Source organism: Pseudonocardia sp. ICBG1142, assembly GCF_020496255.1.
Classification (GTDB): domain Bacteria; phylum Actinomycetota; class Actinomycetes; order Mycobacteriales; family Pseudonocardiaceae; genus Pseudonocardia.
In genome coordinates, this window is record NZ_JAHLJC010000005.1 from 304,876 (window position 1) to 329,417 (window position 24,542).

The following is a 24,542-nucleotide window of genomic DNA, read 5'->3' on the forward strand; positions in this document are numbered from 1 at the left end:
CCGCTCAGTTGCCGGCCCAGCCGGACCGCACCGCGAAGTAGGCCCGGACGAACGGGTCCCGCGCGGCGCCCTCGGCCAGCAGCGCCGCCCGCCGCGCCGCCTGCTCCCGCGTCCCGGCGTCGATCTCCGTCGGCAGCACGTCCGCGGCGAGGTCGCTGTGCGACAGCAGCACGAGCAGCAGCCCGTCGCGGTCGCCGGGCGGGGTGTCGGTCACCAGCGCCGACGCGAGCCGGGTCCGCAGCGCGCGGGCGGGCTCCGGGTCCTGCTCGGTCAGGTGCACCCGGCGGAACAGGCCGAACCGCCGGTACTCCTGTGCGCCGAGGACCCCGTCGGCCACCAGCTGCCCGACGGCGCCGCCCGCGCTCCCTGCCGGGGTCCGCGCCAGGTGCACCGCGGCCGCGGTGACCGTCCGCGAGCCCGAGTCGGTGCCGTCGTGGGTCACCGCGGCGAGCGCCGCGGCCAGGGCCGGGTGCTCGGGCTCCCCGCCCGAGGGCGTCACGGTGTCGGCAGGCTCCCCGGCACCCGCGGGACCGGCGTCGAGGTGCAGCGCACCGGCGTCGACGAGGTCGCGCACCAGCGCCACCGGCAGCACCCGGGCGTCGAACCGGTCGCTGATCCGGCCGGTCGCCCGGTCCAGCCCGAGCAGCAGCAGTTCCTCGGCCAGCAGCAGCGTCCTCACACCCGGTGACGCTATCGCCCGGCCGACGGCACCGTCGCGCCACCGCAGCGTCACCCTCACGCCCACTGCCCGACGTGCGCGACCCGTCCCCCGGACGGGGAGATAGCCTCCGCCCATGTCGGATACCACCACCGGGCTGAAGCTCTCCGTGATCGGGTGCGGCTACCTGGGTGCCGTGCACGCGGCGTCGATGGCGGAGCTGGGCCACGAGGTCGTCGGCATCGAGGCCGACGTCGCGAAGGCCGAGTCACTGGCCGCGGGCCGGGTCCCGTTCTTCGAGCCGGGATTCGAGGAGCTGCTGCGCCGGTCGTTGGACTCGGGCCGGCTGTCGTTCTCCTCGGACATGGCCGACGCCCGGGGCGCGGCGGTGCACTTCGTGTGCGTCGGCACCCCGCAGCGGCGCGGCGAGTACGCCGCGGACCTGACGTACGTGGAGGCGGCGACGGCGTCGCTGATCGAGGTGCTGGGCCCCGGCGAGCTGGTCGTCGGGAAGTCCACGGTGCCGGTGGGCACGGCGGCCCGGCTCGCCGAGCAGGTCGCCGCCCGGGTGCCGGGCGCCGCGCTGGCGTGGAACCCGGAGTTCCTGCGCGAGGGGTTCGCGGTGCAGGACACCCTGCACCCGGACCGGCTCGTCTACGGCGTCCCGTCGCTGTCCGGTGTGGACGCCGACGTGGACGCGGAGAAGGTCCTGGACACCGTCTACGCGCGGATCGTCGCCGACGCCACGCCGAAGGTCGTCACCGACTACGCCACCGCGGAGATGGTCAAGACCGCCGCGAACTCCTTCCTCGCCACCAAGATCTCCTTCATCAACGCGATGGCCGAGCTGTGCGAGGCCACCGGCGCCGACGTGAAGCAGCTCGCCGACGCGATCGGCCACGACGACCGGATCGGCCGCAAGTTCCTCAACGCCGGGCTCGGCTTCGGTGGCGGCTGCCTGCCCAAGGACATCCGGGCGTTCATGGCCCGTGCCGGGGAGCTGGGCGCCGACCAGGCGTTGACCTTCCTGCGCGAGGTCGACAACATCAACATGCGGCGCCGGATCCGGATGGTGGAGCTCGCCCGCCAGGTGTGCGACGACTCGCTGCTCGGCAAGCGGATCGCCGTGCTCGGCGCGGCGTTCAAGCCCGACTCCGACGACATCCGCGACTCCCCGGCGCTGAACGTGGCCGCGCAGCTGCAACTCCAGGGCGCCAACGTCCGGGTGACCGACCCGCAGGCGCTGCCCAACGTGCGGCGGCACTGGTCGCAGCTGGACTGCGTCGACACCCCGGAGGAGGCTGCCGAGGGTGCCGACGTCGTCCTGCTGCTGACCGAGTGGAAGCAGTACCGCGAGCTCGACCCTGGCTCGTTCGGCACGGTCGTGAAGACCCGCCGGGTGCTCGACGGCCGCAACGCCCTGGACCGTGAGACCTGGGAGTCCGCGGGCTGGACCTACCGCGCGCTGGGCAGGCGCAACGTCTGAGGCCTGCCCACGGCGCGAGCCCACGCCGCGAAGCCGACGGGGTCGAGCCCGAACTCCCGGGCCCGCTCCGGGCCCACGACGCGGGGGTGGGCGTCGAGGAAGGCGTGGGCCTGCAGGAACACCTCGGCCATCCCCTCCGCGACGGCCTGCTCGGGGCTCTCGGTCAGGGTGAACGGCACACCCCAGGCCTCGGTGAGCGCCGTGGCCGCCTGCCGGTAGCTCAGACGCTCGCCGACCAGGTCGAGCGCGACGCCGTCGAACCGGTCCGGGTCGGCGAACGCGGCGGCCGCCGCGGCCCCGATGTCGGCCACCGCGACGAACGGGTGCGTGCGGTCCGGGTCCATCGCCAGCAGCATCCGCGGCGCGTCGCCGCCGACCAGGTACGGCGACCAGGGCACGAAGTTCTCCATGAACGTGGCCGGCCGCAGCCGGGTGACCCACCGGGCCCCGGCCCCGGCGATCGCGTCCTCCGCGGCGGCCTTGGACCGCCAGTAGTGGGCCATGTGCTCACCCCAGACCCCGGGGTCGATGGCGCCGGGGCGTCCCAGCTCGGCGACCCCGGACATCGAGGTGTGCACCACCTGCGCGACGCCGGCCTCCCGCACGGCGGACGCGATCGACGCCGCGTGGCGCAGCTCCCGGCCGCCGAGCAGGTCCTCCAGGTCGGGCATCTGCACCGAGAAGACCCCGCGGGTGCCGCGGGCGGCCGCCGTCACCGATGGGGGGTCGTCGAGGTCGCCCGTGACCAGCGCGGCGCCGGCGTCGGCCAGTGCCCGCGCCGCGGCGGTGCCGGGGTCACGGACCAGCGCCCGGACCGGCGTGCCCGTGGCCAGCAGTGCCCGGGCCGCCGCCCCGCCCTGCTTGCCGGTCGCCCCCGTGACCAGAACCGGTGCGTTCATGACGTGCTCCTCCCGTTGAAACGGAGTGGTCCCCCGTTTTCTGTCCGCTACGATATGGAGGACCACCCCGTTTTGTCGAGCAGTCCGGGAGATCCCATGCCGCGCGACGCCACGGCCACCCCACGGGCCGACCGCCTCCGCAACCGGGAACGCCTGCTCAGAGCCGCGATGGAGGTCGTCGCGCGGGACGGTGCCCAGGCGTCGATGGAGGAGATCGCCCGCCGGGCGGGTGTCGGGTCGGCGACCCTGCACCGGCACTTCGCCTCCCGCAGGGTGCTGCTCGAGGCGGTGTTCGCCGACGGCGTCGACACGCTCTGCGCCCGGGCCGAGGCGCTCTGCCGCGCCGAGCCCGCCACCGCGCTGTGGGTCTGGCTCGACGAGTTCGTCCAGTACGTGGCGTCCGCCCGGGGCATGGTCGAGGTCCTGCTCGCCGAGCCGTCGCCGGAGGCCCCCGTGTGCCACAGCGACCGGGTGTGTGCCGCCGCCCACCCGCTGGTCGCCGCTGCGGCGGCCGCGGGTGGTCTGCATCCCGACGCCCGCCCCGAGGACGTCGTCGCCCTCACCGCGGCCGTGTCCACGGCCGCGGGAGAGGATCCGGCTGCCGCACGGAGGCTGCTGCGGTTGACCGTGGAGGGGCTGCGGACGTCCGGCTGCGGTAGAACGCAGGCGTGACCTCCCACCCCGTCCTCGCCGGATCGGACCGCGCGGCCTTCGACTCGCTGCAGCGGGCCTCGACGCCACGCGCGGAGCGCTACCGCATCGGGAAGGGCCTGCGGAAGGTCGCGCCCCGGTCCGGGCTCGCCACGTGGTCGGCGGACGTGCGTCGGGCCGACCCGGTGGACGTCGTCGAGGCGCAGAACGCGGGGCGCGTGCACGAGCTCGTCCCGCTGCGGATCCAGCGGATGACCGCCTCGCCGCACGCGTTCCTGCGCGGCGCCGCCGCCCTGCACGCCGCGGACTTCGCGGTGCTGCCCGAGACCGGCGTGCACCCCGTCATCTGCGGCGACGCCCATCTGGGCAACTTCGGCTTCTACGCCTCGCCCGAGCGCGACCTCGTCTTCGACCTCAACGACTTCGACGAGGCCCACCCCGGCGCCTGGGAGTGGGACCTGCGCCGGCTGGTGTCCTCCACCTGGGTCGCCGGCCGGGTCTCCGGCGCGACCGAGGAGCAGTGCGGCGAGGCCGTCACCCGCTGCGTGACCTCCTACGCCGAGCACCTGCGCCACCTCGCCGACGAGCCGCTGCTCGCCCGCTCGTTCGACGTCATGGACGTCGACACGCTGCGCTCGGACGCCGACCACGAGACCTCGCGCCGGGCCATCGACAAGGCCGCCGAGCGGGCGCGCCGGCGGACCAGCGACCGCGCGCTGCCCCGGTTCGTGACCGAGGAGGGCGGGGCGCGGCGGATCGTCACCGAGCCGCCGCTGATCACCCACCCCGACGACGAGCACACCGCGCGCATCCTGGCCGCCCTCGACGGCTACCTCACGACGCTGCCGCCGCACTGGAGCCGGATCCTCGGCGGCTACCACGCCGTCGACGTCGCCCACAAGGTCGTCGGGGTCGGCTCGGTCGGGCTGCGCGCCTACCTCGTGCTCTGCGAGGGCTCCAGCCCCGACGACGTGCTGTTCCTGCAGCTCAAGCAGGCGCGCCGGTCCGTCGTCGCGCCGTGGGTGCACGGCGGCGAGGCGTGGCACGCCCACCAGGGGCAGCGGGTCGTGGAGTACCAGCAGGCCCTGCAGACCGTCTCCGACCCGCTCCTGGGCTGGACGACGATCAACGGCCGCCAGTACTACGTCCGCCAGTTCCGCGACATGAAGGGCGCGATCGTCCCCGACACCCTCGACGCCACCGCCCTGGCCGACTACGCCGACGTCTGCGGCAAGCTGCTCGCCAAGGGGCACGCCCGCACCTCGGGGGCGTCGATGATCGCCGGCTACCTGGGCAAGGGCGGCAAGGTGGCCGGGGCGCTGACGACCTTCGCCAGGGCCTACGCCGACCAGACCGAAGCCGATCATGACGCACTGGTCCGCGCGGTGCGGTCCGGGCGGCTGTCGGATCGGACACCTGAGCAGGTGCCGGGCACGGCCATCGGCTAGGTTCTGGCCCCGTGACCGTCGTCGAAACCCTGCTGGTCTTCGTGGTCGCGCCGGCTGTCCTCTACTTCGCGATCTGGGGCTGGATCGCGATGCGGAACCGGAGCAACCGCCCCCGCTACCGCGCGGGTGACCCCTGGCCGTACGAGCCGCTGTTCTGGATCGCCGAGCCGTCCGGCGCGGGGCACCACGCCGCGCACGCCGGACACGGCGACACCGCCCCGTCCGAGGGCGGCGACACCCGAGGAGGTACCGGTGGCAAGTGGTGACCTCGCCGTCTTCACCGGCAACGAGGAGGACCTGCCCGAAGGGGCGGTCGTCACGAACTTCGGCCGCCTCTCGGTGGCCGAGAACTTCGTCGAGCCGTCCGCTGCCGCGCACCCGTTCACCCCGGTGCAGCTGACCCGCCTGGACGAGGCCCTCTACCTGGCCAGCCGCGAGACCGGTCTGCGGTTCGCGCTGTACCTGGGCGATCTGGGCTCGGACGCGCGGGCGACCGCGGTCGACCTGCACGGGCGCATCGACCACCACGACGACGCGGTGCTCGTCGCCGTGAGCCCCGAGCAGCGCCTGCTGGAGATCGTGACCGGTGCCGAGGCGAAGGTCCGCCTCCCCGACCGCGGCGCCAAGCTCGCTCTCATGAGCATGGTCGCGTCCTTCAAGGAGGGCGATCTGTTCGGTGGGATCCTGTCCGGGCTGAGGATGCTGGCGGACCAGGCCGGAAGCCGCCCCTGAACCGGGGGCCACCCGTGGGCCACCACGATCGGTGTCACGGCTCTAAGGTGTCAGCATGTCGCGTAGTGGGAGGACCGAGCGGTGACCGGGCCCACCGGCAGCCCGATCCTGATCGTCGACGACCACGAGCTGGTGGGGTCCGCCCTCGCCCTCAACCTGCGCGCCGAGGGTGAGGACGCGACGTTCCTCCCGGTCCGCTCCGCGGCGGCCGTGCTCGAGCACACCCGGCGTGTCACGCCCGGGCTGATCGTGCTCGACCTCGACCTGGGGCGTGATCCGGAGGGCAACCGCATCGACGGGGTCCGGCTCGTCGGCCCCCTGTGCGAGGCGGGCTGGCGGGTCGTGGTGCTGTCGGGCAGCTCCGACGCCGGCCGGGTCGGCGCCGCCCTGGACGCGGGCGGGTTCGTCTTCGTGCCGAAGAACGCGCCGTTCCCGGCGCTGCTCAGCGCCATCCGCGAGGCCCACGCCGGGCGCTCGATCATGCCGCCGGGCCGCCGCGAGCAGTTCATCCGGCTGCACCGCGACCGGGAGCACGAGCGCCGCGACCTGCACGAGAAGCTGGGCAGGCTCACCCAGCGCGAGCGCGAGGTCCTCGCCCTGCTGGCGGGCGGCAAGCGGGCGCAGTCGGTGGCCGACCACTTCGTCGTCTCGCTGGCGACGGTCCGGACACAGATCCGCGCGGTGCTGACCAAGCTGGAGGTCGGCTCCCAGCTGGAGGCCGTCGCGTTGTACCGCAAGGCCGCCGGAATCTGACCCGTTCGGCCCTCGGCGCCGCCGCCGGGGGCCACCGAGAATGACGAGTCCTATCATCGCGTTCTCAACCAGTCCGGCGACATCTGCAGAGCGGAGACGACGTGGCGTCCGGTGTCGTCGGCGAGGTCCTGGGGCCGCAGCGGCGGGCCCGGTTCCTGGCAGGTCACCTGACCGACGTGCTGGTCGTCGCGGTGATGACCGTCGTCGTGGTGGCCGTGAGCCGCCCCGCGGTCGTCGACGGCCGGGTCGACCTCTCCGACGCGACGGCGGTGCTCACCCTCGTCGCTGCCGCGGTCGGGTCGGCGGCGGCGATCGTCGCGCTGGTGACGGGCCGGCTGTCCGGTGACCCCCGTCCGTCGTGGTTCGGGGCCGCCCTCCTGCTCTACGGCGTGGTGCTCCTCCCGCTGTCCGCGCTGGTCCTGCCCCAGTACCCGGCGGGCACCCCGCGGCTGGCCGTGCTGACCATGTTCGTGATCAGCCTGTGCATCCTGGTCGCCGGGCTGCGGCCGCCGCCGGTCCTCGGGGCCTGGGGCGGCTGGGCGCTGGCCGCGGTCGGCCTCGTCGTCGGCGGGGTCGTCGCGTCGCAGGCGGAGAGTCCGTTCACCCGGATGCTGGCGACCTCGCCGCTGTACTCGGTCGTGGTGCAGAGCGACTGGGCCCTGGTGGCGGTGCTGTTCCTGCTCGACGGCTACCGGCGCCCGAGCCGGGTCCGGGCCCGCATGGGGCTCGGCCTGCTGATCATCGCGGTGTCGCAGCTGTACCGGGCGATCGTGCCCGGCCAGGAGCCGATGGCCGGCCTGGTCTACCCGTCGCTGCGGGTGCTCGGGATGGGCGTCGTGCTCGCCGCGCTGCTGACCATGGCGCTGCGCACGGTGACCCGGATGCAGGACGACTACGACCAGCTCCAGGACACCCTCGGCGAGGCCTCGGCGCTGCTCGAACGGGCCACCGGCCAGACCGCCGAGCGCGACCACGAGCTGCGCAACGGGCTGGCCGGTCTGGCCGGAGCGGCGCAGCTGCTGACCACCCGCCCCGGCGGCGAGGACCCCCAGGTCGACCGGATGCGGGAGGCGGTGCTCGCCGAGCTGAACCGGCTGCGCCAGATGCTGCAGACCCCGGTCGCCGTCGACGACGCCGCGGCCGACCCGACGACCGACCGGAGCGACGCCGCCCTGCTCGACTTCGGCCCGGCGTACGCCCCGGTCGCCTCCCCGCCGGGGGCGGACACCGGCGGCGAGCACGACGTCGGGGCGGCCCTGCGCACCCTGGTGGACCTGCGCGACGGCCGCTCCATCACCCTCGACACCCAGGACGACCTGCCCCCGGTCGCGGCGCCCGAGTCGCTGACCCGCCAGGTCGTGACGAACCTGCTGGCCAACTGCGACCGGCACGCGCCCCGGACCCCGGTGGTGGTGCGGGCCCGGCTCGCCGACGAGCCGGGGCTGGTGGCCGTCGAGGTCCGCGACCACGGCCCCGGCCTGCCCGACGGGCAGGAGCAGCTCGAGATCGTCCGCGGGCGGCACGACGAGGCCGCCGGCGGCTCCGGGCTCGGGCTGCACATCAGCGCCCAGCTGGCTCAGGAGCACGGCGGCAACCTGGTGCTCCGTACGGTGCACGCACCCCGCGGCTGTCTCGCCGTACTCACACTTCCGGTGGCCCGCTGATCGGGTGACTTCGTGTCCGTGAGCTGCCGATCCGTCCACGGAAGGTCTATTCGTCGCTCCGAGTCATTCCCACGCGCCCCACGCGATCTCATACTGGTGACGCAGCGGCACGGTGCGATGACGCAATGGTCGTCCGCGCTGCCGTTCGCCGGCACGAAGGAGGTCACATGGCGCACGAGAACGACGGCACCGACCGCAGGACCCCCGCCGCCCCCACGGCCGCGGTCCTGACACCGCCGACGGGCCTGCAGCCCGTCCCGGCGCTGCCCCGGCCGCGCACCCCGTCCGAGCCCCGGACCCCGGCCGGTCCGCCGGCGCCCGCCGTACCGCAGGTGGGACTGTGCACCTGTGGCCACCCGGAGGAGGTGCACGAGCACTACCGCCCGGGCACCGACTGCGGCAGCTGCGGGCCGCGTGTCTGCGCGGGCTTCCGCTCCGCCGACGAACCGGCGCCGGCCAACCCCCTGCGGCGGTGGCTGCGCCGCCGCTGACCCACACCCCGACATACGAACGGCGCCCCGGGAGCACGTGCTCCCGGGGCGCCGTTCGTGTGTGGGTCAGGGCTGCTGGACCGCGGTGGTCCGCTCCGGGTCCGGAGTGGCCTGACCATCGAACTCGCGGGCGGCCAGCGCGCGCACGATCCCGGCGCGCCCCTCGGACACGAGCCGGCGCAGCGCCGCCGGCTTCGACTCGTCGGCGAGCCAGGCGTCCGCCGCCGCGACGGTCGGCTCCGCGACCGCCCAGGACGGGAACAGCCCGACGACGACGTTCTGCGCCAGCTCCGAGGTCCGGCGGGCCCACACGCCGTCGATCTCGTCGAAGTAGCGCCGGACGTAGCCGTCGAGCAGGCCGGGGTTCACCGTGGACAGCGCGGGGTGGGAGAACCCGGAGATCGCCGACTCGTTGATCGCGTTCGGCAGGGAGTCGTCGTGCACGGCGCGCTGCCACGCCCGCTCCTTGGCCTCCGCGGTCGGGATCAGCGCGCGGGCCCGCTCGGCCTGCCGCGCCCCGGTGGAGGTGGCGTCGCGCTCGGCCTCCTCGGCGATCTCGGTCTCGCCGGCCTTCCCGTGCGCGACGAGTGCGTGCAGCAGCCGCCAGCGCAGGTCGGCGTCGACGGTCAGGCCCTTCGGCACGTCGATGTCGAGCAGCCAGCCCTTCATCCGGTCCAGGGTGTTCTCCGGCAGCACCGACGCGGTCAGCGCGTTGACCACCGCCAGCTGGACGTCGGACCCGGGCGGGGCGGTGTCCAGGCGGAACCGCAGCGCGTCGGTCAGCAGCGGCCAGCCGCGGCCCTGCGCCCACTCCGGGGTGCAGTACGACGCCGTCGCGGTCTGGGCCTGCAGCAGGAGCCGCTGCACGACGCCGATCTCGGACTCGGTGTCGAACCCGCCGGCGACCAGGGTGACGAAGTCGCGGGCCTTCAGCTCGGCCTCGCGGGTCATCTCCCACGCGGAGGACCAGCACAGCGTGCGCGGCAGCGAGTCGGCGATGTCGCCGATGCGGTCCACCAGGGTCGCGAGCGAGCCCGGGTCCAGGCGCAGCGCGCAGTAGGTGAGGTCGTCGTCGTTGACCAGGACGAGCTTGCCGCGGGGCACCCCGACCAGGTCCGGGACGGGCGTGCGCTCGCCGGAGACGTCGAGCTCGACGCGGTGGGTGCGGACGAGCTTGCCGGTCTCCGGGTCGTCGTCGTAGACGCCGACGGCGATCCGGTGCGTGCGCAGCTCACCGGCGCCCGGCCGGGCTCCGCCCTGGACGACGTCGAAGGAGGTGAACCTGCCGGCGTCGTCGATCTGGAACGACGGGCGCAGCAGGTTCAGGCCGGTGGTGCGCAGCCACTGCGCGCCCCAGTCCGACAGGTCCCGGCCCGACGCCTTCTCCAGCGAGCCCAGCAGGTCGTCGAAGGTGGCGTTGCCCCAGGCGTGGGCGGCGAAGTAGTCGCGCAGCCCGGCGAGGAACGGTTCCAGCCCGACGTAGGCGACGAGCTGCTTGAGGACCGACGCGCCCTTGGCGTAGGTGATGCCGTCGAAGTTCACCTCGACGGCCTGCAGGTCCGGGATGTCCGCGGCGATCGGGTGCGTCGAGGGCAGCTGGTCCTGCCGGTAGGCCCAGGACTTCTCGAGGTTCGCGAAGGTCGTCCAGGCGCCGGTGTACTCGGTCGCCTCGGCCTGGCACAGCACGCTCGCCCAGGTCGCGAAGGACTCGTTGAGCCACAGGTCGTCCCACCAACGCATGGTCACGAGGTCGCCGAACCACATGTGCGCCATCTCGTGCAGGATCGTCTCGGCGCGGCGCTCGTAGAGCGTGCGGGTGACCCGCGACCGGAAGACGTAGTCCTCCAGGAACGTGATCGCGCCGGCGTTCTCCATCGCGCCCGCGTTGAACTCGGGGACGAACAGCTGGTCGTACTTGCCGAACGGGTAGGTCACCCCGAAGTTGCGGTGGTAGAAGTCGAAGCCCTGGCGGGTCTCGGTGAAGATCCGCTCGTGGTCCATGTGCGGGGCCAGCGAGGCACGGCAGTAGATGCCCAGCGGGATCTCGGCGTGCTCGTCGCGGTAGGTGTCGTGCCAGCTCGCGTACGGACCCGCGATCAGCGCCACCAGGTAGGTGGAGAGGATCTCGGTCCGCTCGAAGCGGTGGACCCCGCCCTCGACGGTCGCCGGCGCGTTGGAGATGACCTTCCAGTCCTCCGGCGCGGTCACGGTGAGGGTGTAGCGGGCCTTGAGGTCGGGCTGGTCGAAGCAGGGGAACAGCCGCTTGCAGTCGGCCGTCTCGAACTGCGAGTACAGGTAGACGGCCTGGTCGACCGGGTCGACGAAGCGGTGCAGGCCCTCACCGGTGTTGGTGTAGAGGCCGGTCGCGACGATCGTCAGCTCGTTGTCGGCGGCCAGATCGGGCAGCGCGAGGCCGTCCTCCTCGGTCCAGCCCGAGACGTCGAGGTCGGCGCCGTTCAGGGTGGCCGAGGTGATGCCGTCGCCGACCCACTCGATCCAGGTGCTCCCGCCGGGCTCGGTGGCGGTGAAGCGCACCGTCGTGGTCACCGCGAACGTCCGCTCGGAGGGGGCTCCGGCGCCGTCGGTCAGGTCGATCGTGACGTCGTAGGTCGACACGTCGAGCAGCGCGGCGCGCTCCTCGGCCTGGGTACGGGTGAGGTTGGGCGGGGTCACGTAGGTCCTCTCCGGGGAGTGGTGTCGTCCGGCATCCAATCACGGTGGGCGCGACGCGGTCCGAGGAATCGGGGGCGCGTGGCGTGCGTTGTGCCGTACATGACGACTGCTGCTGCTGAGGGCAAGGCCCGCATCGACATCTGGTTCGACCCGCTGTGTCCCTGGGCGTGGCTGACCTCCCGCTGGGTGCTGGAGGTGGAGAAGGTCCGCGACGTCGACGTCACCTGGCACGTGATGAGCCTGGCCGTGCTGAACGAGGGCCGTGACCTGCCCGAGCAGTACGCGGAGATGATGAAGAAGGCGTGGGGCCCGGTGCGGGTGTGCATCGCCGCCGCCGAGCAGCACGGCACCGAGGTGCTCGCGCCGCTCTACACCGCCCTCGGGGAGCGGATCCACAACCAGCAGAACAAGGACTTCGACGACGTCGTCGCCGGCGCGCTCAAGGAGGTCGGCCTTCCGGAGTCGCTGGCCGGGGCCGCGCACTCCACCGAGTGGGACGAGAAGCTGCGCGCCAGCCACCACGAGGGCATGGACCCGGTGGGCCTCGACGTCGGCACCCCGACGATCCACGTCGACGGCGTGGCGTTCTTCGGGCCGGTCATCTCCCGGGTCCCGAAGGGGGAGGACGCCGGCCGCCTGTTCGACGGCGCCCGGCTGCTGGCCGAGAACCCGCACTTCTTCGAGCTCAAGCGCACCCGCACCGAGGACCCGTCCTTCGACTACTGACCCGCTCCGGCGGGTGATCGCCGCGGCCGAGGGGACCGGTGCCGGATCCGGCACCGATCCGCTCACCGCCGGTGATCTCCGACGACGGCTGCTCGCGATCGCGAACGGGATGGCCCGTTCGGCCGTGGCGGGCCCCGCGGGGGCGCACAGTGCTCCGCCGTGGACACCTGGTTCTCGCGGCGGACGACGTCGGTGCTCGGGGCGGTGGCGCTGGTCGCCGGGACGCTCGCGGGCGGGCAGATCGCCGTCGGTGCGGTGCTGGAGCGTGGGGCACTCGCCGACGCGGTGCCCCGCACGTCGCTGAGCCCGTACTCCGACGGCGCGTTCACCGTGCGGGCGGCGGCGGTGGACAGCCGGGTCGACATCGCCGGGGCCGAGGACGGCTCCTACGTGCTCGGCCACACCCCGGCGGGCAGCGACGTCGTCCTCGACCTCGACCTGCTCTCCGGCGACACCGCGCGCCCGTGGTGGGTGCAGCCCGCGACCGGGACGACCCTGGAGCTGGCCCAGCTGTCGAGCTCGGGGATCGCCCGGTTCCCGGTGCCGCAGGGCACGGGCGGGAGCACCGACTGGGTGCTGGTGGTCGACGACGTCGCCGCCGGGTACGGCGCCTCCGACGCCGACGCCATCGCGCGGGCGGTGGGGGAGCGGGTGCGCGCCGCGGTGGCGGAGGCGGGGTCCGGTGCGGATCCGGACCGCGCCGGCTCCGGGGGCGGCTCGGACAGCGGCTCCGACAGCGGCTCGGACAGCGGCTCCGGCGACGGCCCGGACGGCGGCGGCTCCGACGGGCCCGATCCGAGTGGCTCCCGCTCGGGCGGCTCCGGCTCGGACGACTCTGCCTCGCGCGGCTCCGGCTCGAGCGGCTCTGGCTCGGGCGGTTCCGGTTCGGACGGCGGGGTGGGCGACCCCGGCGGTTCCGGCCAGCGATCCGGCGGTAGCGCCGGTGACGGCCCGGCCTCGGGCTCCGAGCCGGAGGACCGCGACTTCGGCGGCTCCGGCGACTCCGGCCGCTCCCACGACGACGGTGGCTCGTCCGAGGGCAGGTCCGGAACCGACGGCTCCGGGTCCGGTCGCGACGACTCCGGTCGCGACGACTCCAGCGGCGACAAGTCCGGCGGCGACGAGAAGCCCGGCGACGAGAAGCCCGGCGACGAGAAGCCCGGCGGCGAGAAGTCCGGCGGGAACGAGGACAGCGGAGCGAAGGACAGCGGGACCAAGGACAGCGGGGCCGAGGGCGGTGGGGGCGACAGCGGGACCCCGGCACCCCGAGCCCCGGCACCCCGGGCCCCGGCCCCGGAGCGGGAGGAGAAGAAGGAACCGACGCCGTCGTCGTCGGCGAAGGCGGCCGACGGCACCTGGGACCGGTTGGCGCAGTGTGAGTCCTCCGGCGACTGGGCCATCTCGACCGGCAACGGCTACCACGGTGGTCTCCAGTTCGACAAGGGCACCTGGAGCGACTTCGGCGGTACGAAGTACGCCCCCACCGCCGACGGTGCGACCAAGGAGCAGCAGATCGAGATCGCGACCAAGGTCCGCGACGCCCGCGGTGGTTACGGATCGTGGCCGGCGTGTGCCAACAAACTGGGCCTTCCGAGGTGATCGGGCGTCCTGTGGTGTGGCGTACGGTCGCTGGCTGCTCGACGGGTGGTCGCGTAGGGTCCGTGGTCCCTCTCCCGGTCGTCTGCAGCACCTGCCCTGCCGACGGCGGCCCGGCCCCGATTCCCTACCCTTGGACCTCATGAGTTCGCCCACCCCCGACACGCCCCGGATCGGGAACCGCTACCGGCTCGACGAGCGGATCGGTGCCGGTGCGATGGGCGCCGTGTGGCGGGGGACGGACGAGCTGCTGAACCGGACGGTGGCGGTCAAGGAGCTGCTCGCGGCGGCGCTGCCGTCCGACGAGCAGCTGGAGGAGTCCCGCCAGCGGATCCTGCGCGAGGGCCGGATCGGTGCCCGCCTGCAGCACGCGCACGTGATCAGCATGTTCGACGTCGTCGTCCACGACGACCGTCCGTGGCTGGTCATGGAGTACCTGCCGTCGCGCTCGCTGGCCGCGGTCCTCGCCGAGAAGGGCCCGATCCCGCCGCGGGAGGCCGCCGCGATCGGCCGTCAGGTCGCCGACGGGCTGGCCGCCGCGCACACCGCCGGTGTCGTGCACCGTGACATCAAGCCGGGCAACGTCCTGATCGCCGAGGACGGCCGGGCCAAGATCACCGACTTCGGTGTGTCCCGCGCCGTCGACGACGTGCAGCTCACCCGCACCGGCGTCATCGCCGGCACGCCGGCGTTCCTCGCCCCCGAGGTCGCCCGCGGCCAGGAGCCGACGGCCGCCTCGGACATCTTCGCGCTCGGCGCGATGCTCTACGCCTCGGTCGAGGGCGAGCCGCCGTTCGGCCTCGACGACAACGCCTACGCCCTGCTCCACAAGGTCGCCACCGGCGCGATCACCCCGCCGCGGGAGGCGGGCCCGCTGACCGCGCTGCTGATGCGCCTGCTCGCCAACGACCCCGCCGAGCGGCCCAGCGCCGCCCAGGCCCGCGACGCGCTCGCCCGGATCGCCGCGGGCCAGTCCGTGGCCGGTCTCGCGACGCCGTCGACGGCGTCCGCGGTGATGGACACCGGTGACGCCGTGGCCGCGCCGCACGGGCTCGCCGCGCAGGGCGGCGGGACGGTCGTCGACGCCCCGGCCGTCCCCGCGCCGCAGGTCATCCCCGGTGCCGGGGGGCGCGGTGGCCGCCGGAAGGGTGCCCCCCGTTCCCGGGACGGGCGAGGCCGTCGCACCCCGGTCGTGCTGGGTGCGCTCGCCGTGCTGCTCGTCGTCGGCGGCGGTGTCGCGTTCGGCATCTACTCGACCAACCAGCAGCAGGGCACCCCGCCGGTGATCGCCGCCCCGCCGACGAGCGGGTCCCCGTCGCCGAGCGCGACCCCGACGACCACGCCCGCGCCGACCACCTCCGCGACGCCGACGCCCACGCCGACCACCGGCACCGGGCAGGTGCAGGACCCGGTCTCGTTCGTGCAGAACTACTACCGGATGCTGCCCGACGACATCGACGGCGCGTTCGCGATGCTCAGCCCGCAGGCACAGGCCCAGAGCCAGGGCATCCAGGGCTTCCGGTCCTTCTACAGCACCGTGCGCAACGTCTACGCCGAGAACCTGCGCAACGCCGGCCCGAACACGGTCACCGCGACCGTCGTGTTCATGCGCAACGACGGCACGACGACCCGGGAGAACTACCGGTTCGTCGTCGGCACCAACAGCGAGGGCCAGGAGATCCTGCAGTCGTTCAGCACGGCCTGACCCGCTCGGCCGGGCCGGGTCGCCCGTTCAGCCACGGGCCGTCGTCGCGGTCACGAAGTCCACGATCCGGGCGTTCGCCGCGGCCCGGGTGTGCCGGTCGTGCACCTCGTGGCCCTCGTCCGGGATGCGCAGCAGCTCCACCGGGGCGCCGCGCCCGGCCAGCGCCGCGTGGATCGCGAGCGCCTGGGTCAGCGGGACGTTCGTGTCGTGCTCGCCGTGCACGACCAGCAGCGGCACGGCGATCCGGTCCGCCGTCCGCAGCGGGGACAGCTCCTCCAGCAGCGCGCGGTCCCGGTCCGGGTGCCCATACTCGGTCGTCGCGGGACCGCTGATCCAGGGCTCGGAGTCGGCGAAGAAGGCGGCCATGTCGGACATGCCGCACACGTCGACGCCGGCCGCGAACAGCTCCGGGAACCGGGTCAGCGCGGCGAGGGTGAGGAACCCGCCGTAGGACCGGCCGCCGACGACGATCCGGCGCGGGTCGACGTCGGGCACCCCGGCCAGGAGCCGGGTCGCGGCCCGCACGTCGGCGATCGACTCCGGCCGCAGCGCGCCGTCGTCGAGCCGGGCGAAGGCCCGCCCCCGCCCGGAGGAGCCGCGCACGTTCGGTGTGAGCACGGTGACCCCGGCGGCGACCAGCGCGTGCAGCAGGGGCGCCCAGCCGGGCCGCTCCTCGGACTCGGGGCCGCCGTGCAGCCAGACGAACCCCACCCCCGTCGGCGACGACGGCCGGTGCAGCCACCCGGCCAGCCGCAGCCCGTCCTCGGCGGGGAAGCCGACCGCCTCCGGGCGCGGCGGCCGGGGCGTCACCGGGGTCCCGCCGAGCAGCGGTGTGGCCGGGCGGGCGTCGAGCGGCAGCCGCACCACGTACGGCGGCACCCCCGGGGAGTGGCCCGCGACCAGCAGCGACACGCCGTCGCGGGCGAAGGTCACCCCGGTGACGACGTCGCACGGCGCGGGCAGTCGCTCCGGTCTCCCGCCGCGCAGGTCGGCGATCTCGACCTGGCTGCGCCCGCCGACGTTCCACACCAGCGCGGCCCGCGGGCCGCCCGGGTCCAGTGCCACGACCTCCAGGTCGGCGCCGGGCCGGACGGCGACCGGGCGCGCGGGGGACAGGCGGTGCTCGGCCGTGGGGCCGAGCGCGACGGCGAGCAGCGCGGCGTGCTCGCGGTCGGCGTCGGTGTGCACCCACAGCGTGCCGGGGGCGGAGCCGAAGCGGGCGGCGGCGGTCAGCGCACCGCCGGGCCCGTCGATCACCCGGTCCCGGGTGCCGCGGTGCAGGTCGACCAGCTCCAGGGCGCGCTCCCCACGACGCCCGGTGCGCAGCACGACCCGGCGGCCGTCCGCCGACACCGCCTGGACGACGGCCGCCTGCCCGGACCCGAGGACGGTGGAGGAGCCGTCACGCACGTCGACCAGGCAGGCGGTGCCGTCGCCCGGCTCGCTGCCGCGCGGTGTCGCGTCGGACAGCACGGTGACGCCGAGCGACCGTCCGGTCGGGGCCCAGGCCCCCAGCACGACGGCGGTGGCGTGCGTCGCGATCCCGACGGCCGGTCCGCCGTCGGGGTCGAGCAGCGCCACCCGGGTGCGGTCGCCGCCGCACGGGGCGACCTGCACCGCGATCCGGCTGCCGTCGGGGGACCAGGACAGCGCCGTCACGTCGGCGTACGGGCCGGGCGCCGACAGCACCCGTGCCTCGTCCGGGTCGATGGGCCCGTCCGGCGGCAGCGTCGCGACGTGCACCCGCGGGCGCCCGGTGCGGTCGGAGATCCAGGCGATGCGGGTGCCGTCCGGGGACACCGCGGGGGAGTGGTGCCCGGGTGCAGCCCCGGCGCCGTCACGGTCGGGGACGGTCTGGGTGATCTGCCCGGTCTGCCCGGCCTCCACCGATCGCACCCCCGGTTCTGCCCTCGTGCCCTGCGGTTCCGCCTGGCCGGACGTCGAAACTACCCGGTGGGTCCGCGCCGGGTTCCACCTCACGTGCGCCGGGCCGCTCGTGCAAGACCCACAGCGTTTCGGGGTGATGACGACCACTACGGCGAACGAGGGATTCGTTCGTAGGTAAAACGAACAAACTCTGGACCGGGGCGGGCTCCGGGAGCATGCTCGCCGGACCCCCACCTCCAGGAGCAGACGATGGCCGTCCCCGCCCCGACCCCCGCCGACAAGTTCTCCTTCGGACTGTGGACCGTCGGCTGGACCGCAGCCGACCCGTTCGGCTCGCCCACCCGCCCCGAGCTCGACGTCGTCGAGGCCGTCGAGGAGCTCGCCGCGCGCGGCGCGTGGGGCCTCACGTTCCACGACGACGACCTGTTCGGCTTCGCGCCGGACCCGGCCCACCGGGACCGGCAGATCGCACGCCTGCGGAAGGCGTGCGAGGCGACCGGCATGACCGTCCCGATGATCACCACCAACCTGTTCTCGCACCCGGTGTTCAAGGACGGCGGGTTCACCTCCAACGACCGCACCGTGCGGCGGCTCGCGCTGCGCAAGGTGCTGCACAACGTCGAGCTGGCCGCCGAGCTCGGTGCCCGCACCTTCGTCCTCTGGGGCGGCCGGGAGGGCTCGGAGTACGACTCCGCGAAGGACGTCCGCGCCGCCCTGGACCGCTACCGCGAGGCCATGGACCTGCTCTGCGGGTACGTCCTGGAGCAGGGCCACGACATCCGGTTCGCGATCGAGCCCAAGCCGAACGAGCCCCGCGGCGACATCCTGCTTCCCACCGTCGGGCACGCCCTGGCCTTCGTCGAGCGGCTCGCCCACCCCGAGCTCGTCGGGGTCAATCCCGAGGTCGGGCACGAGCAGATGGCCGGGCTCAACATGGCCCACGGCGTCGCCCAGGCGTTGTGGGCCGGGAAGCTGTTCCACATCGACCTGAACGGCCAGCGCGGCATCAAGTACGACCAGGACCTGGTGTTCGGCCACGGTGACCTGCTCAACGCCTTCGCGCTGGTCGACCTGCTCGAGACCGCGGGCTACGACGGCCCCCGCCACTTCGACTACAAGCCCTCGCGCACCGAGGACCGCCGCGGGGTGTGGGACTCCGCCGAGGCGAACATGCGGACCTATCTGCTGCTGCGTGAGCGGGCGGCCGCGTTCCGGGCCGACCCCGAGGTCGTCGCCGCGCTCGCCGAGGCCGGCGTGCCCGCGCTGTCCGAGCCGACGCTGGGGGCCGGGGAGACCGCGGCCGACCTGCTCGCCGATCCGGCGCTGGACACCGTCGACCCGGACGCGCTCGGCCGTCGCGGGTACGGCTTCGTCCGGCTGCACCAGCTCGTGGTGGAGCACCTCGCCGGAGCACGATGACCCCCGTGCCCGACCGACCGGCTCCCCGCCCCCAGGCCCTGCCCGCGCGTCCCCCGACGGTGCGCCGGCACAACCTCGGGCTGCTGCTGGGAGTGCTGCGGACGGCCCCGTCGTCGCGGGCATCGCTCGCCGCGGCGACCGGGCTGACCTGCGGGACCGTCGCGGGGCTGCTGGACCCGCTGGTCGCCGCGGGGGTGCTCGCGGAAGGGGAGCCGGACCGCAGCGGGGTCGGGCGGCCCGGGACGCCGCTGGCGTTCGCCGGCACCGGGCCCGTCGTGCTGGCCGTGTCGGTCGAGGTCGACGGCGTCGACGCGCTGGTCACCGGCCTGGACGGGCAGGTGGTGCGCCGGTCGCGCCGGCGCCGGGACCACCGTGGCCTCGGCCCGGACGCGGTGTTCGGGCGGGCCGCTCGGACCGTGGCGACCCTGGCCGCGCGCACCGGACGTCCGGTCGCCGGGGCCGGGATCGCCGTCCCCGGACCGGTGCACGGCTCCGACGGCGCGGCGGTGCTGCTGCGGGCCCCGAACCTGCCCCTGCTCGACGGCTGCCGCCCCGCCGAGCACGCCGGCGCGCTCGGCGGGGTGCCGCTGCTCGTCGGCAACGAGGCCTCGCTCGGCGCGCTCGCGCACCTGGGCCAGGCCGACGACTTCGTCTACGTCTCCGCCGACGTCGGGATCGGCGGCGGGATCGTCGTCGACGGGCGGGTGCCGCCCGGTGCCCGCGGCGTCGCCGGGGAGATCGGGCACGTCGTGATCGAGCGCGACGGGCGGCGTTGCGGCTGCGGCGGCACCGGCTGCGTCGAGGTCTACGCGGGCCTGCCCGCCCTGCTCGGCGACGCGGGCGTCGCCGACGTCGCCGCGCTGCGGACCGCCGCCCGCGCGGGGGATCCGGCCGCGACGGGGGCGCTGGCCCGGGCCGGCACCGCGCTCGGGACGGCGCTGACGTCGGTGCTCCACGTCGTCGACGTCGGCACCGTCGTCCTCGGCGGCAGCTACGCCGAGCTGGGCACCTGGCTGGCGCCCGCGGTGCGGGCGGAGCTCGTGGGCCGCGGGGTCGCGACCGGGCCGGACGTCGCGGTGGTCGTGTCCCCGCACGGCCGCGCGGCCACCGTCACCGGTACCGCCCGCGCCGTCGCCGACCGGGTGCTGGGCGAGCCGGACCTGCTGCTCGCCGGCTGAGCCGGCCTCAGGCCAGCACCCAGGTGTCCTTCGCCCCGCCGCCGCGTGAGGAGTTCACGATCATCCCGCCGGGCGGGGCGACCCGCGACAGCGCCGCGGGCAGCACGTCGACCTCGGGCACTCCGCCGGCACCGGGGGACTGCACCGCGAAGACCCGCAGGTCGACGGCCTGGGGCTGCAGAGCGCCGTCGGTGAACGTGGGGTGGGTGGAGATCCCGACGAGGTCCTGGGCGACCCAGCCGGCCGGGGTGGCCCGGATCGCCTCGGCCACCCGGTCCAGCTCGGCCCGATCGGCGTACGGGCCGATCACGATCCCGGCGCCGCCGTAGCCGTCGACGGGTTTGAGCACCAGCTGGTCGAGCCGGTCCAGGACCTGCTCACGGGCCGCCGGGTCGACGCAGGGCAGCGTCGGCACCGAGGCCAACACGGGCTTCTCGCCGAGGTAGTAGCGGATCATCTCCGGCACGTAGGCGTAGACCAGCTTGTCGTCGGCGACGCCGTTGCCGGGCGCGTTGCGCAGCGCGACCCGTCCACGGGCCATCGCCGCCCACAGCGCGCGACCGAGCGGCCGGTGGTCGGCGCCGCGGGCGGTGGCGAGCTCGTTCTCGTCCATCCGACGGTAGAGGGTGGTGATCCGGCGCCGCCGCCCGCCGCCGACGAGGAAGACCGCACCGTCGGTGACCTGCAGCCGCGCCGGGGTCACCAGCGGGACGTCCATCGCCTCGGCGAGCAGCTGGTGCTCGAAGAACGCCGGGTCCACCTCGCCCGCGGTCAGCAGCGCGGCCTCCCCGTCGGGCCCGTCGGGGTCGCCCGCCGCGAGCGCGGCGCGCAGCCGTTCCGGCACGTCGTCGAGGTGGCGGACCTCCGACGGCGACTCCAGGTCGGGCAGCACGCTGCGGATCAGCCGCCGGCTCATCATCGAGAACCCGATGCCCGACGGGACCCGCAGGTTGTCCTCCAGCACGACCCAGCCGTCGGCGTCGTCGCGGACCAGGTCGATGCCGCCGACGGCGATCCGGACGGCGTCCGGGGGCACCAACGCGCCGGAGCGGGTGCGGCCGGGGGCCTGCTCGACCACCGACCCCGGGACGACCCGGTCGCGCACGATCTCACGGCGGCCGTAGACGTCGCGGACGAAGCACTCCAGCGCCCGGATCCGCTGCTCCAGCCCGGACGCCAGGTGTGCCCAGTCCTGGGCCTCGATGATCCGTGGGACCAGGTCCAGCGGGAACAGCCGCTCGCCGTCGTCGCCGGGCTCGACGCCGGGCACCGGGAAGGTCACCCCGCGGGCGCGCTGCTCGGTGCGCAGGGCGGCTTCCGCCGCGGCCAGGCCGCGCGGGCCGAGCCGCTCCAGCGACCGGAACAGCCAGCCGTAGCCGGGCCGGACGGCGCCGGTCGCGTCGACGGCCTCGTCGTAGCGGGGCGGGACGTAGCCGTGCAGCAGCTCCGGCGCGGACGGCACGGTCTCCGCGGGTGCCGACGGCGGCCGCTCGCCGTGCGTGCGTGCCAGCAGGTCGTCGACGACGTCGGCCAGCGAGCCGCGACGCCCGAAGGCCCGCCGCTGCGCCGCCGCGCCCGACCCGCGGGCCAGGACGCCCTCGGCGAGCTCGGCGACCTGGTCGTGGTCACCGACCTCCTCCAGCCACGGCCGAAGCTCCTCGACCAGTCCGCGCAGCTGCATCGACGGGGAGCTCAGCGTCGGGGGACCGCCGGGGGCCCGGCCGATGTCGACGAGGTCGCCCTCCAGCCCGGACCGTGCGGCCCGCCACCCGGCCGCACGCAGCAGCTCGTACCGGGCGCGGGGCAGCGGTCTGCCCGCCTCGGTGTCGGCGCGGGCGCGGGCGACCAGGGCACGGAACAGTCCCGCGACCAGCACGACGTCGTCGACGTCGGGGCAGGCGTCGCACAGCCGCAGCTCGACGGTCGGCAGGTGCGCGCTGGGGCGGACGTCGAAGTAGAGCATCCCGGCGTCGCTGATCGTCCCGGACGCGATGAGCTCGTCGATCATCGCGTCGTACTCGGCGGCGGTGGTGACGTCACCGGGTGGTCCCGCGGTGGGCCAGCGCTGCCAGATCATGCTGCGGTAGCTGGCGTAGCCGGTGTCGTGGCCGCGCCAGTACGGCGAGCTGGCGGTGATCGCGAGCAGGGTCGGCAGCGCGGGCGCGACCCGGCGCGAGACCTGCACGGCGGTGTCGCGGTCGGGGACGTCGACGTGCACCTGCACCCCGCAGATGTGCTGCTCGCGCACCAGCATCTGGTACTCGTGCTGCATCCGCTCGTAGCGGGCACCGGCCGAGATGTCGTCGCCGGACAGGTCGACCAGCGGCACCGTCCCGGCCGCGACGACACCCAGCCCCAGGGGCTCGGCGGCCTCGCGCAGCCGGTTCCGCAGGCGTCGCACGTGGGCGCGCAGCTCGTCCAGCGACGGGGTCGCGGGCGAGTTGGTCTCGACCAGCGACCGTTGCAGCTCGGGGAAGAACTCCGCCCCGTCCAGGTGCTCCAGCAACCGTTCCGCGTCGGGCGCGGCCCGGCGGTCGGCCAGGCCGACCACGTGGAACTCCTCCTCGACCCCCACCAGCGGCACGTTCCCCACGGCCGGTGACGCTAGGTGGCTCCTGTTACGTCCGTGTGTCCCGCGGCGATCACGCCCGACACCGTGCCGGCCGCTGGTCCGGACGGCGGTACCGGATCCTCTGTCCGGATCAGTTCCCACTGGGTGTTCTCGCTAGCGTGTCCGGATCCGCCGACCCCACGGAGCCGCCATGACCGCCGGCCGCCGCGCGCGGGCCCTGGTCGCCCTGGTCCAGGTGCTCGGGCTCGCCGTGTGGTTCTCCGCGTCCGCGGTGCTGCCCGAGCTGCGCGCCGAGTGGAACCTGTCCGCGACGGCCGGGGTCTGGCTGACGACGTCGGTGCAGCTCGGGTTCGCCGCCGGCGCGGTGGTCTCGGCGGTGCTGACCCGCGCCGACCGGGTCCCGCCGCAGCGGTTGCTCGCGGGCGGCGCGGCCGCGGCCGCGGCGTGCACGCTGCTGCTCGCCGCCGTCGTCGACGGGCCGGTGGCGGCGCTGGTGCTGCGGACGCTGACCGGGGTGTGTCTCGCGCTGGTCTACCCGGTCGGCATGAAGATCATGACGTCCTGGTCGGACCGGTCGCGCCGGGCCCGTGACCTCGGGGTGCTGGTCGGCGCGCTGACCGTCGGCTCGGCGCTGCCGCACCTGATCGGTGGGCTGCCCGGGCTGCCGTGGCGCGGGGTGCTCGCCGGCGCCGCGCTGTGCGGGCTCGCGGCGGCCGCGCTGGCCCACTGGTGCCTGCGTCCCGGACCGGCGCTCGCCCCGGCCCCGCCCCCGGACACCGGCTACGCGCTGCGGCTGCTCCGGGAGCCCGGCCCGCGGCTGGTCGTGCTCGGCTACCTCGGACACATGTGGGAGCTGTACGCGCTCTGGACCTGGCTGGGCGCCGCACTCGCCGGTGGCGACCCCGGCCCGTCGGAGCACCTGCTGGTGTTCGTGGCGGCCGGTCTGGGCGGCGCCGCCGGCTGCGTGCTGGGCGGCCGCGCCGCGGACCGCTACGGCCGCGTCCCGGTGATCGCGACGGCGCTGCTGGTCAGCGGCGTCTGCTCCGTGGTGTCCCCGTTCGTGATCGGCGCAGCGCCCCTGCTGGTGAGCGCGTTCTGCGTGCTGTGGGGCGCGGCCGCCGTCGCCGACTCCGCGGTCCTGACGACGGCGACGATCGAGATCGCCGACCCCCGCTACACCGGCACCGCTCTGACCGTGCAGACCGCGCTGGGGTTCCTGCTCACCGTCGCCGGGATCGCGACGGTCCCGGTGGTCGCGGCCGCGGTCGGATGGCAGGCGGCGCTCGTGGTGCTCGCCGTCGGCCCGGCGCTGGGACTGCCCGCGGTGCTCGCACTGCGCCGGCACCTGCCCGCCGTGCCGGCCCCTTCGGTCACCCCCTCGGCCGGCCCCGCCGCGGGCCTTCCGATGGACCTGCCGACGGTCGAGCTCCCCCGGATCGCGACGGACGACCACCCGACCGCGCCGCTGCCCCGGGTGGTGGCCGGGCCACCGACCGTGGAGCTGTACCGCCTGCGCCGGGCGGCGGGCGTGGAACCCGACCCGTCCGGTGTCGCCGGCCGCGTCGCGCGCGTGCTGTCCGACCGGTCCCGGGGCGCCGCCCCACCGGCCGCTGTCCAGCCGGCCGCTGTCCAGCCGAACGCAGCCCAGCCGGTCGCTCCCCGGCTCGACGGCGTCCCGCCCGACACGGCCCCGCCTGCCGCACGCGGATCGGGGTGGGGCACCGGTCCGGCTCCGCGCTGGCCGGACCGACCGGACGGGTGACCCCGGAGCATCGGGAGGCAGGCCGCGACGGCCACCGGGATCGCGGCGCCGGGGCGGAGGTCGCAACGGACCGCACCCGGCCGGTCGTGCAGGGATTCGCTTACCCGGTAAGCGAATCCACTCGAGGGGTGCCGCCACCCGAGGTCGGCGACCCCGAGCGGTGACGACCTGCACCATCGCTCCCGGCTCCCGGCTCCCGGCTCCCGGCTCCCGGCTCCCGGCTCCCGGCACCGCCCGGCTCC

19 protein-coding genes are annotated in these 24,542 nt (G+C 75.0%); 14 read left to right on the top strand and 5 right to left on the bottom strand.

The genetic code is table 11. From position 1 onward, the window contains the following. Positions 1-4: 4 nt before the first annotated feature. Positions 5-679 (bottom strand): GPP34 family phosphoprotein, encoded by a 675-nt coding sequence (locus tag KPL59_RS06665; protein WP_226360250.1) that lies wholly within the window; start codon positions 677-679, stop codon positions 5-7. A gap of 115 nt (positions 680-794) precedes the next feature. Between KPL59_RS06665 and KPL59_RS06670 the strand changes: the two genes are divergently transcribed. Then, positions 795-2,144, top strand: coding sequence for a UDP-glucose/GDP-mannose dehydrogenase family protein (locus KPL59_RS06670; RefSeq protein ID WP_020626923.1), 1,350 nt, complete (start codon positions 795-797; stop codon positions 2,142-2,144). On the opposite strand, the gene KPL59_RS06675 is transcribed toward KPL59_RS06670, so the two are convergent. Then, on the bottom strand, positions 2,114-3,043 hold the full coding sequence (locus tag KPL59_RS06675) for an NmrA family NAD(P)-binding protein (protein WP_226360251.1): 930 nt from the start codon (positions 3,041-3,043) through the stop codon (positions 2,114-2,116). The two genes, KPL59_RS06670 and KPL59_RS06675, sit on opposite strands and share 31 nt — an antisense overlap. A gap of 96 nt (positions 3,044-3,139) precedes the next feature. Here KPL59_RS06675 and KPL59_RS06680 point away from each other — a divergent pair, with 96 nt between their 5' ends. From KPL59_RS06680 to KPL59_RS06710, 7 genes are all read left to right on the top strand, one after another. Next, positions 3,140-3,715, top strand: a complete 576-nt coding sequence (locus KPL59_RS06680; RefSeq protein ID WP_226351995.1) for a TetR/AcrR family transcriptional regulator — start codon at positions 3,140-3,142, stop codon at positions 3,713-3,715. Next, positions 3,712-5,142 (top strand): DUF2252 domain-containing protein, encoded by a 1,431-nt coding sequence (locus KPL59_RS06685; protein ID WP_020626926.1) that lies wholly within the window; start codon positions 3,712-3,714, stop codon positions 5,140-5,142. The genes KPL59_RS06680 and KPL59_RS06685 overlap by 4 nt, the downstream gene beginning before the upstream one ends. 11 nt (positions 5,143-5,153) lie before the next feature. Next, entirely contained in the window at positions 5,154-5,408 is a 255-nt protein-coding gene (locus KPL59_RS06690) for a hypothetical protein (protein ID WP_226360252.1), read from the top strand. Beyond that, positions 5,395-5,874 carry a DUF5130 family protein gene (locus KPL59_RS06695; RefSeq protein ID WP_226360253.1) on the top strand — a complete coding sequence of 160 codons (480 nt, stop codon included), beginning with the start codon at positions 5,395-5,397 and terminating at the stop codon, positions 5,872-5,874. Before KPL59_RS06690 ends, KPL59_RS06695 begins: the two co-directional genes overlap by 14 nt. Before the next feature lie 81 nt (positions 5,875-5,955). Then, positions 5,956-6,627, top strand: coding sequence for a response regulator transcription factor (locus tag KPL59_RS06700; protein ID WP_020626929.1), 672 nt, complete (start codon positions 5,956-5,958; stop codon positions 6,625-6,627). 101 nt (positions 6,628-6,728) lie between these two features. Continuing rightward, positions 6,729-8,291: a sensor histidine kinase KdpD gene (locus KPL59_RS36780; RefSeq protein ID WP_226360254.1), complete on the top strand. Its 1,563-nt coding sequence runs from the start codon at positions 6,729-6,731 to the stop codon at positions 8,289-8,291. Positions 8,292-8,458: 167 nt separating this feature from the next. After that, positions 8,459-8,782, top strand: a complete 324-nt coding sequence (locus KPL59_RS06710; RefSeq protein WP_226360255.1) for a hypothetical protein — start codon at positions 8,459-8,461, stop codon at positions 8,780-8,782. 66 nt (positions 8,783-8,848) lie between these two features. Here KPL59_RS06710 and pepN read toward each other — a convergent pair whose 3' ends face one another. Further along, entirely contained in the window at positions 8,849-11,455 is a 2,607-nt protein-coding gene (gene pepN / locus KPL59_RS06715) for an aminopeptidase N (protein WP_226360256.1), read from the bottom strand. A 99-nt stretch (positions 11,456-11,554) separates the two neighbouring features. Between pepN and KPL59_RS06720 the strand changes: the two genes are divergently transcribed. From KPL59_RS06720 to KPL59_RS06730, 3 genes are all read left to right on the top strand, one after another. After that, a complete protein-coding gene (locus tag KPL59_RS06720; RefSeq protein WP_226360257.1) occupies positions 11,555-12,181 on the top strand; it encodes a DsbA family protein in 627 nt (208 codons plus the stop codon). A gap of 159 nt (positions 12,182-12,340) precedes the next feature. Beyond that, positions 12,341-13,780: a transglycosylase family protein gene (locus tag KPL59_RS06725; RefSeq protein ID WP_226360258.1), complete on the top strand. Its 1,440-nt coding sequence runs from the start codon at positions 12,341-12,343 to the stop codon at positions 13,778-13,780. Positions 13,781-13,919: 139 nt separating this feature from the next. Continuing rightward, the gene (locus tag KPL59_RS06730; protein WP_226360259.1) at positions 13,920-15,482 is read left to right on the top strand and encodes a serine/threonine-protein kinase; all 1,563 of its coding nucleotides are present in this window, start codon (positions 13,920-13,922) and stop codon (positions 15,480-15,482) included. Positions 15,483-15,509: 27 nt separating this feature from the next. On the opposite strand, the gene KPL59_RS06735 is transcribed toward KPL59_RS06730, so the two are convergent. Then, positions 15,510-17,369 carry a prolyl oligopeptidase family serine peptidase gene (locus KPL59_RS06735; RefSeq protein WP_226360260.1) on the bottom strand — a complete coding sequence of 620 codons (1,860 nt, stop codon included), beginning with the start codon at positions 17,367-17,369 and terminating at the stop codon, positions 15,510-15,512. Between the two features lie 249 nt (positions 17,370-17,618). On the opposite strand from KPL59_RS06735, the gene xylA reads away from it, so the two are divergent. Together xylA and KPL59_RS06745 are read left to right on the top strand one after the other, a co-directional pair. Further along, positions 17,619-18,788 (top strand): xylose isomerase, encoded by a 1,170-nt coding sequence (xylA, locus tag KPL59_RS06740; RefSeq protein ID WP_075310770.1) that lies wholly within the window; start codon positions 17,619-17,621, stop codon positions 18,786-18,788. 5 nt (positions 18,789-18,793) lie between these two features. Then, positions 18,794-19,966 carry an ROK family protein gene (locus KPL59_RS06745; RefSeq protein ID WP_226360261.1) on the top strand — a complete coding sequence of 391 codons (1,173 nt, stop codon included), beginning with the start codon at positions 18,794-18,796 and terminating at the stop codon, positions 19,964-19,966. A 7-nt stretch (positions 19,967-19,973) separates the two neighbouring features. On the opposite strand, the gene KPL59_RS06750 is transcribed toward KPL59_RS06745, so the two are convergent. Then, positions 19,974-22,559: a carboxylate--amine ligase/circularly permuted type 2 ATP-grasp protein gene (locus KPL59_RS06750; protein ID WP_226360262.1), complete on the bottom strand. Its 2,586-nt coding sequence runs from the start codon at positions 22,557-22,559 to the stop codon at positions 19,974-19,976. A 169-nt stretch (positions 22,560-22,728) separates the two neighbouring features. Here KPL59_RS06750 and KPL59_RS06755 point away from each other — a divergent pair, with 169 nt between their 5' ends. Beyond that, positions 22,729-24,300, top strand: a complete 1,572-nt coding sequence (locus KPL59_RS06755; protein ID WP_226360263.1) for an MFS transporter — start codon at positions 22,729-22,731, stop codon at positions 24,298-24,300. The last annotated feature ends 242 nt before the right edge of the window (positions 24,301-24,542 follow it).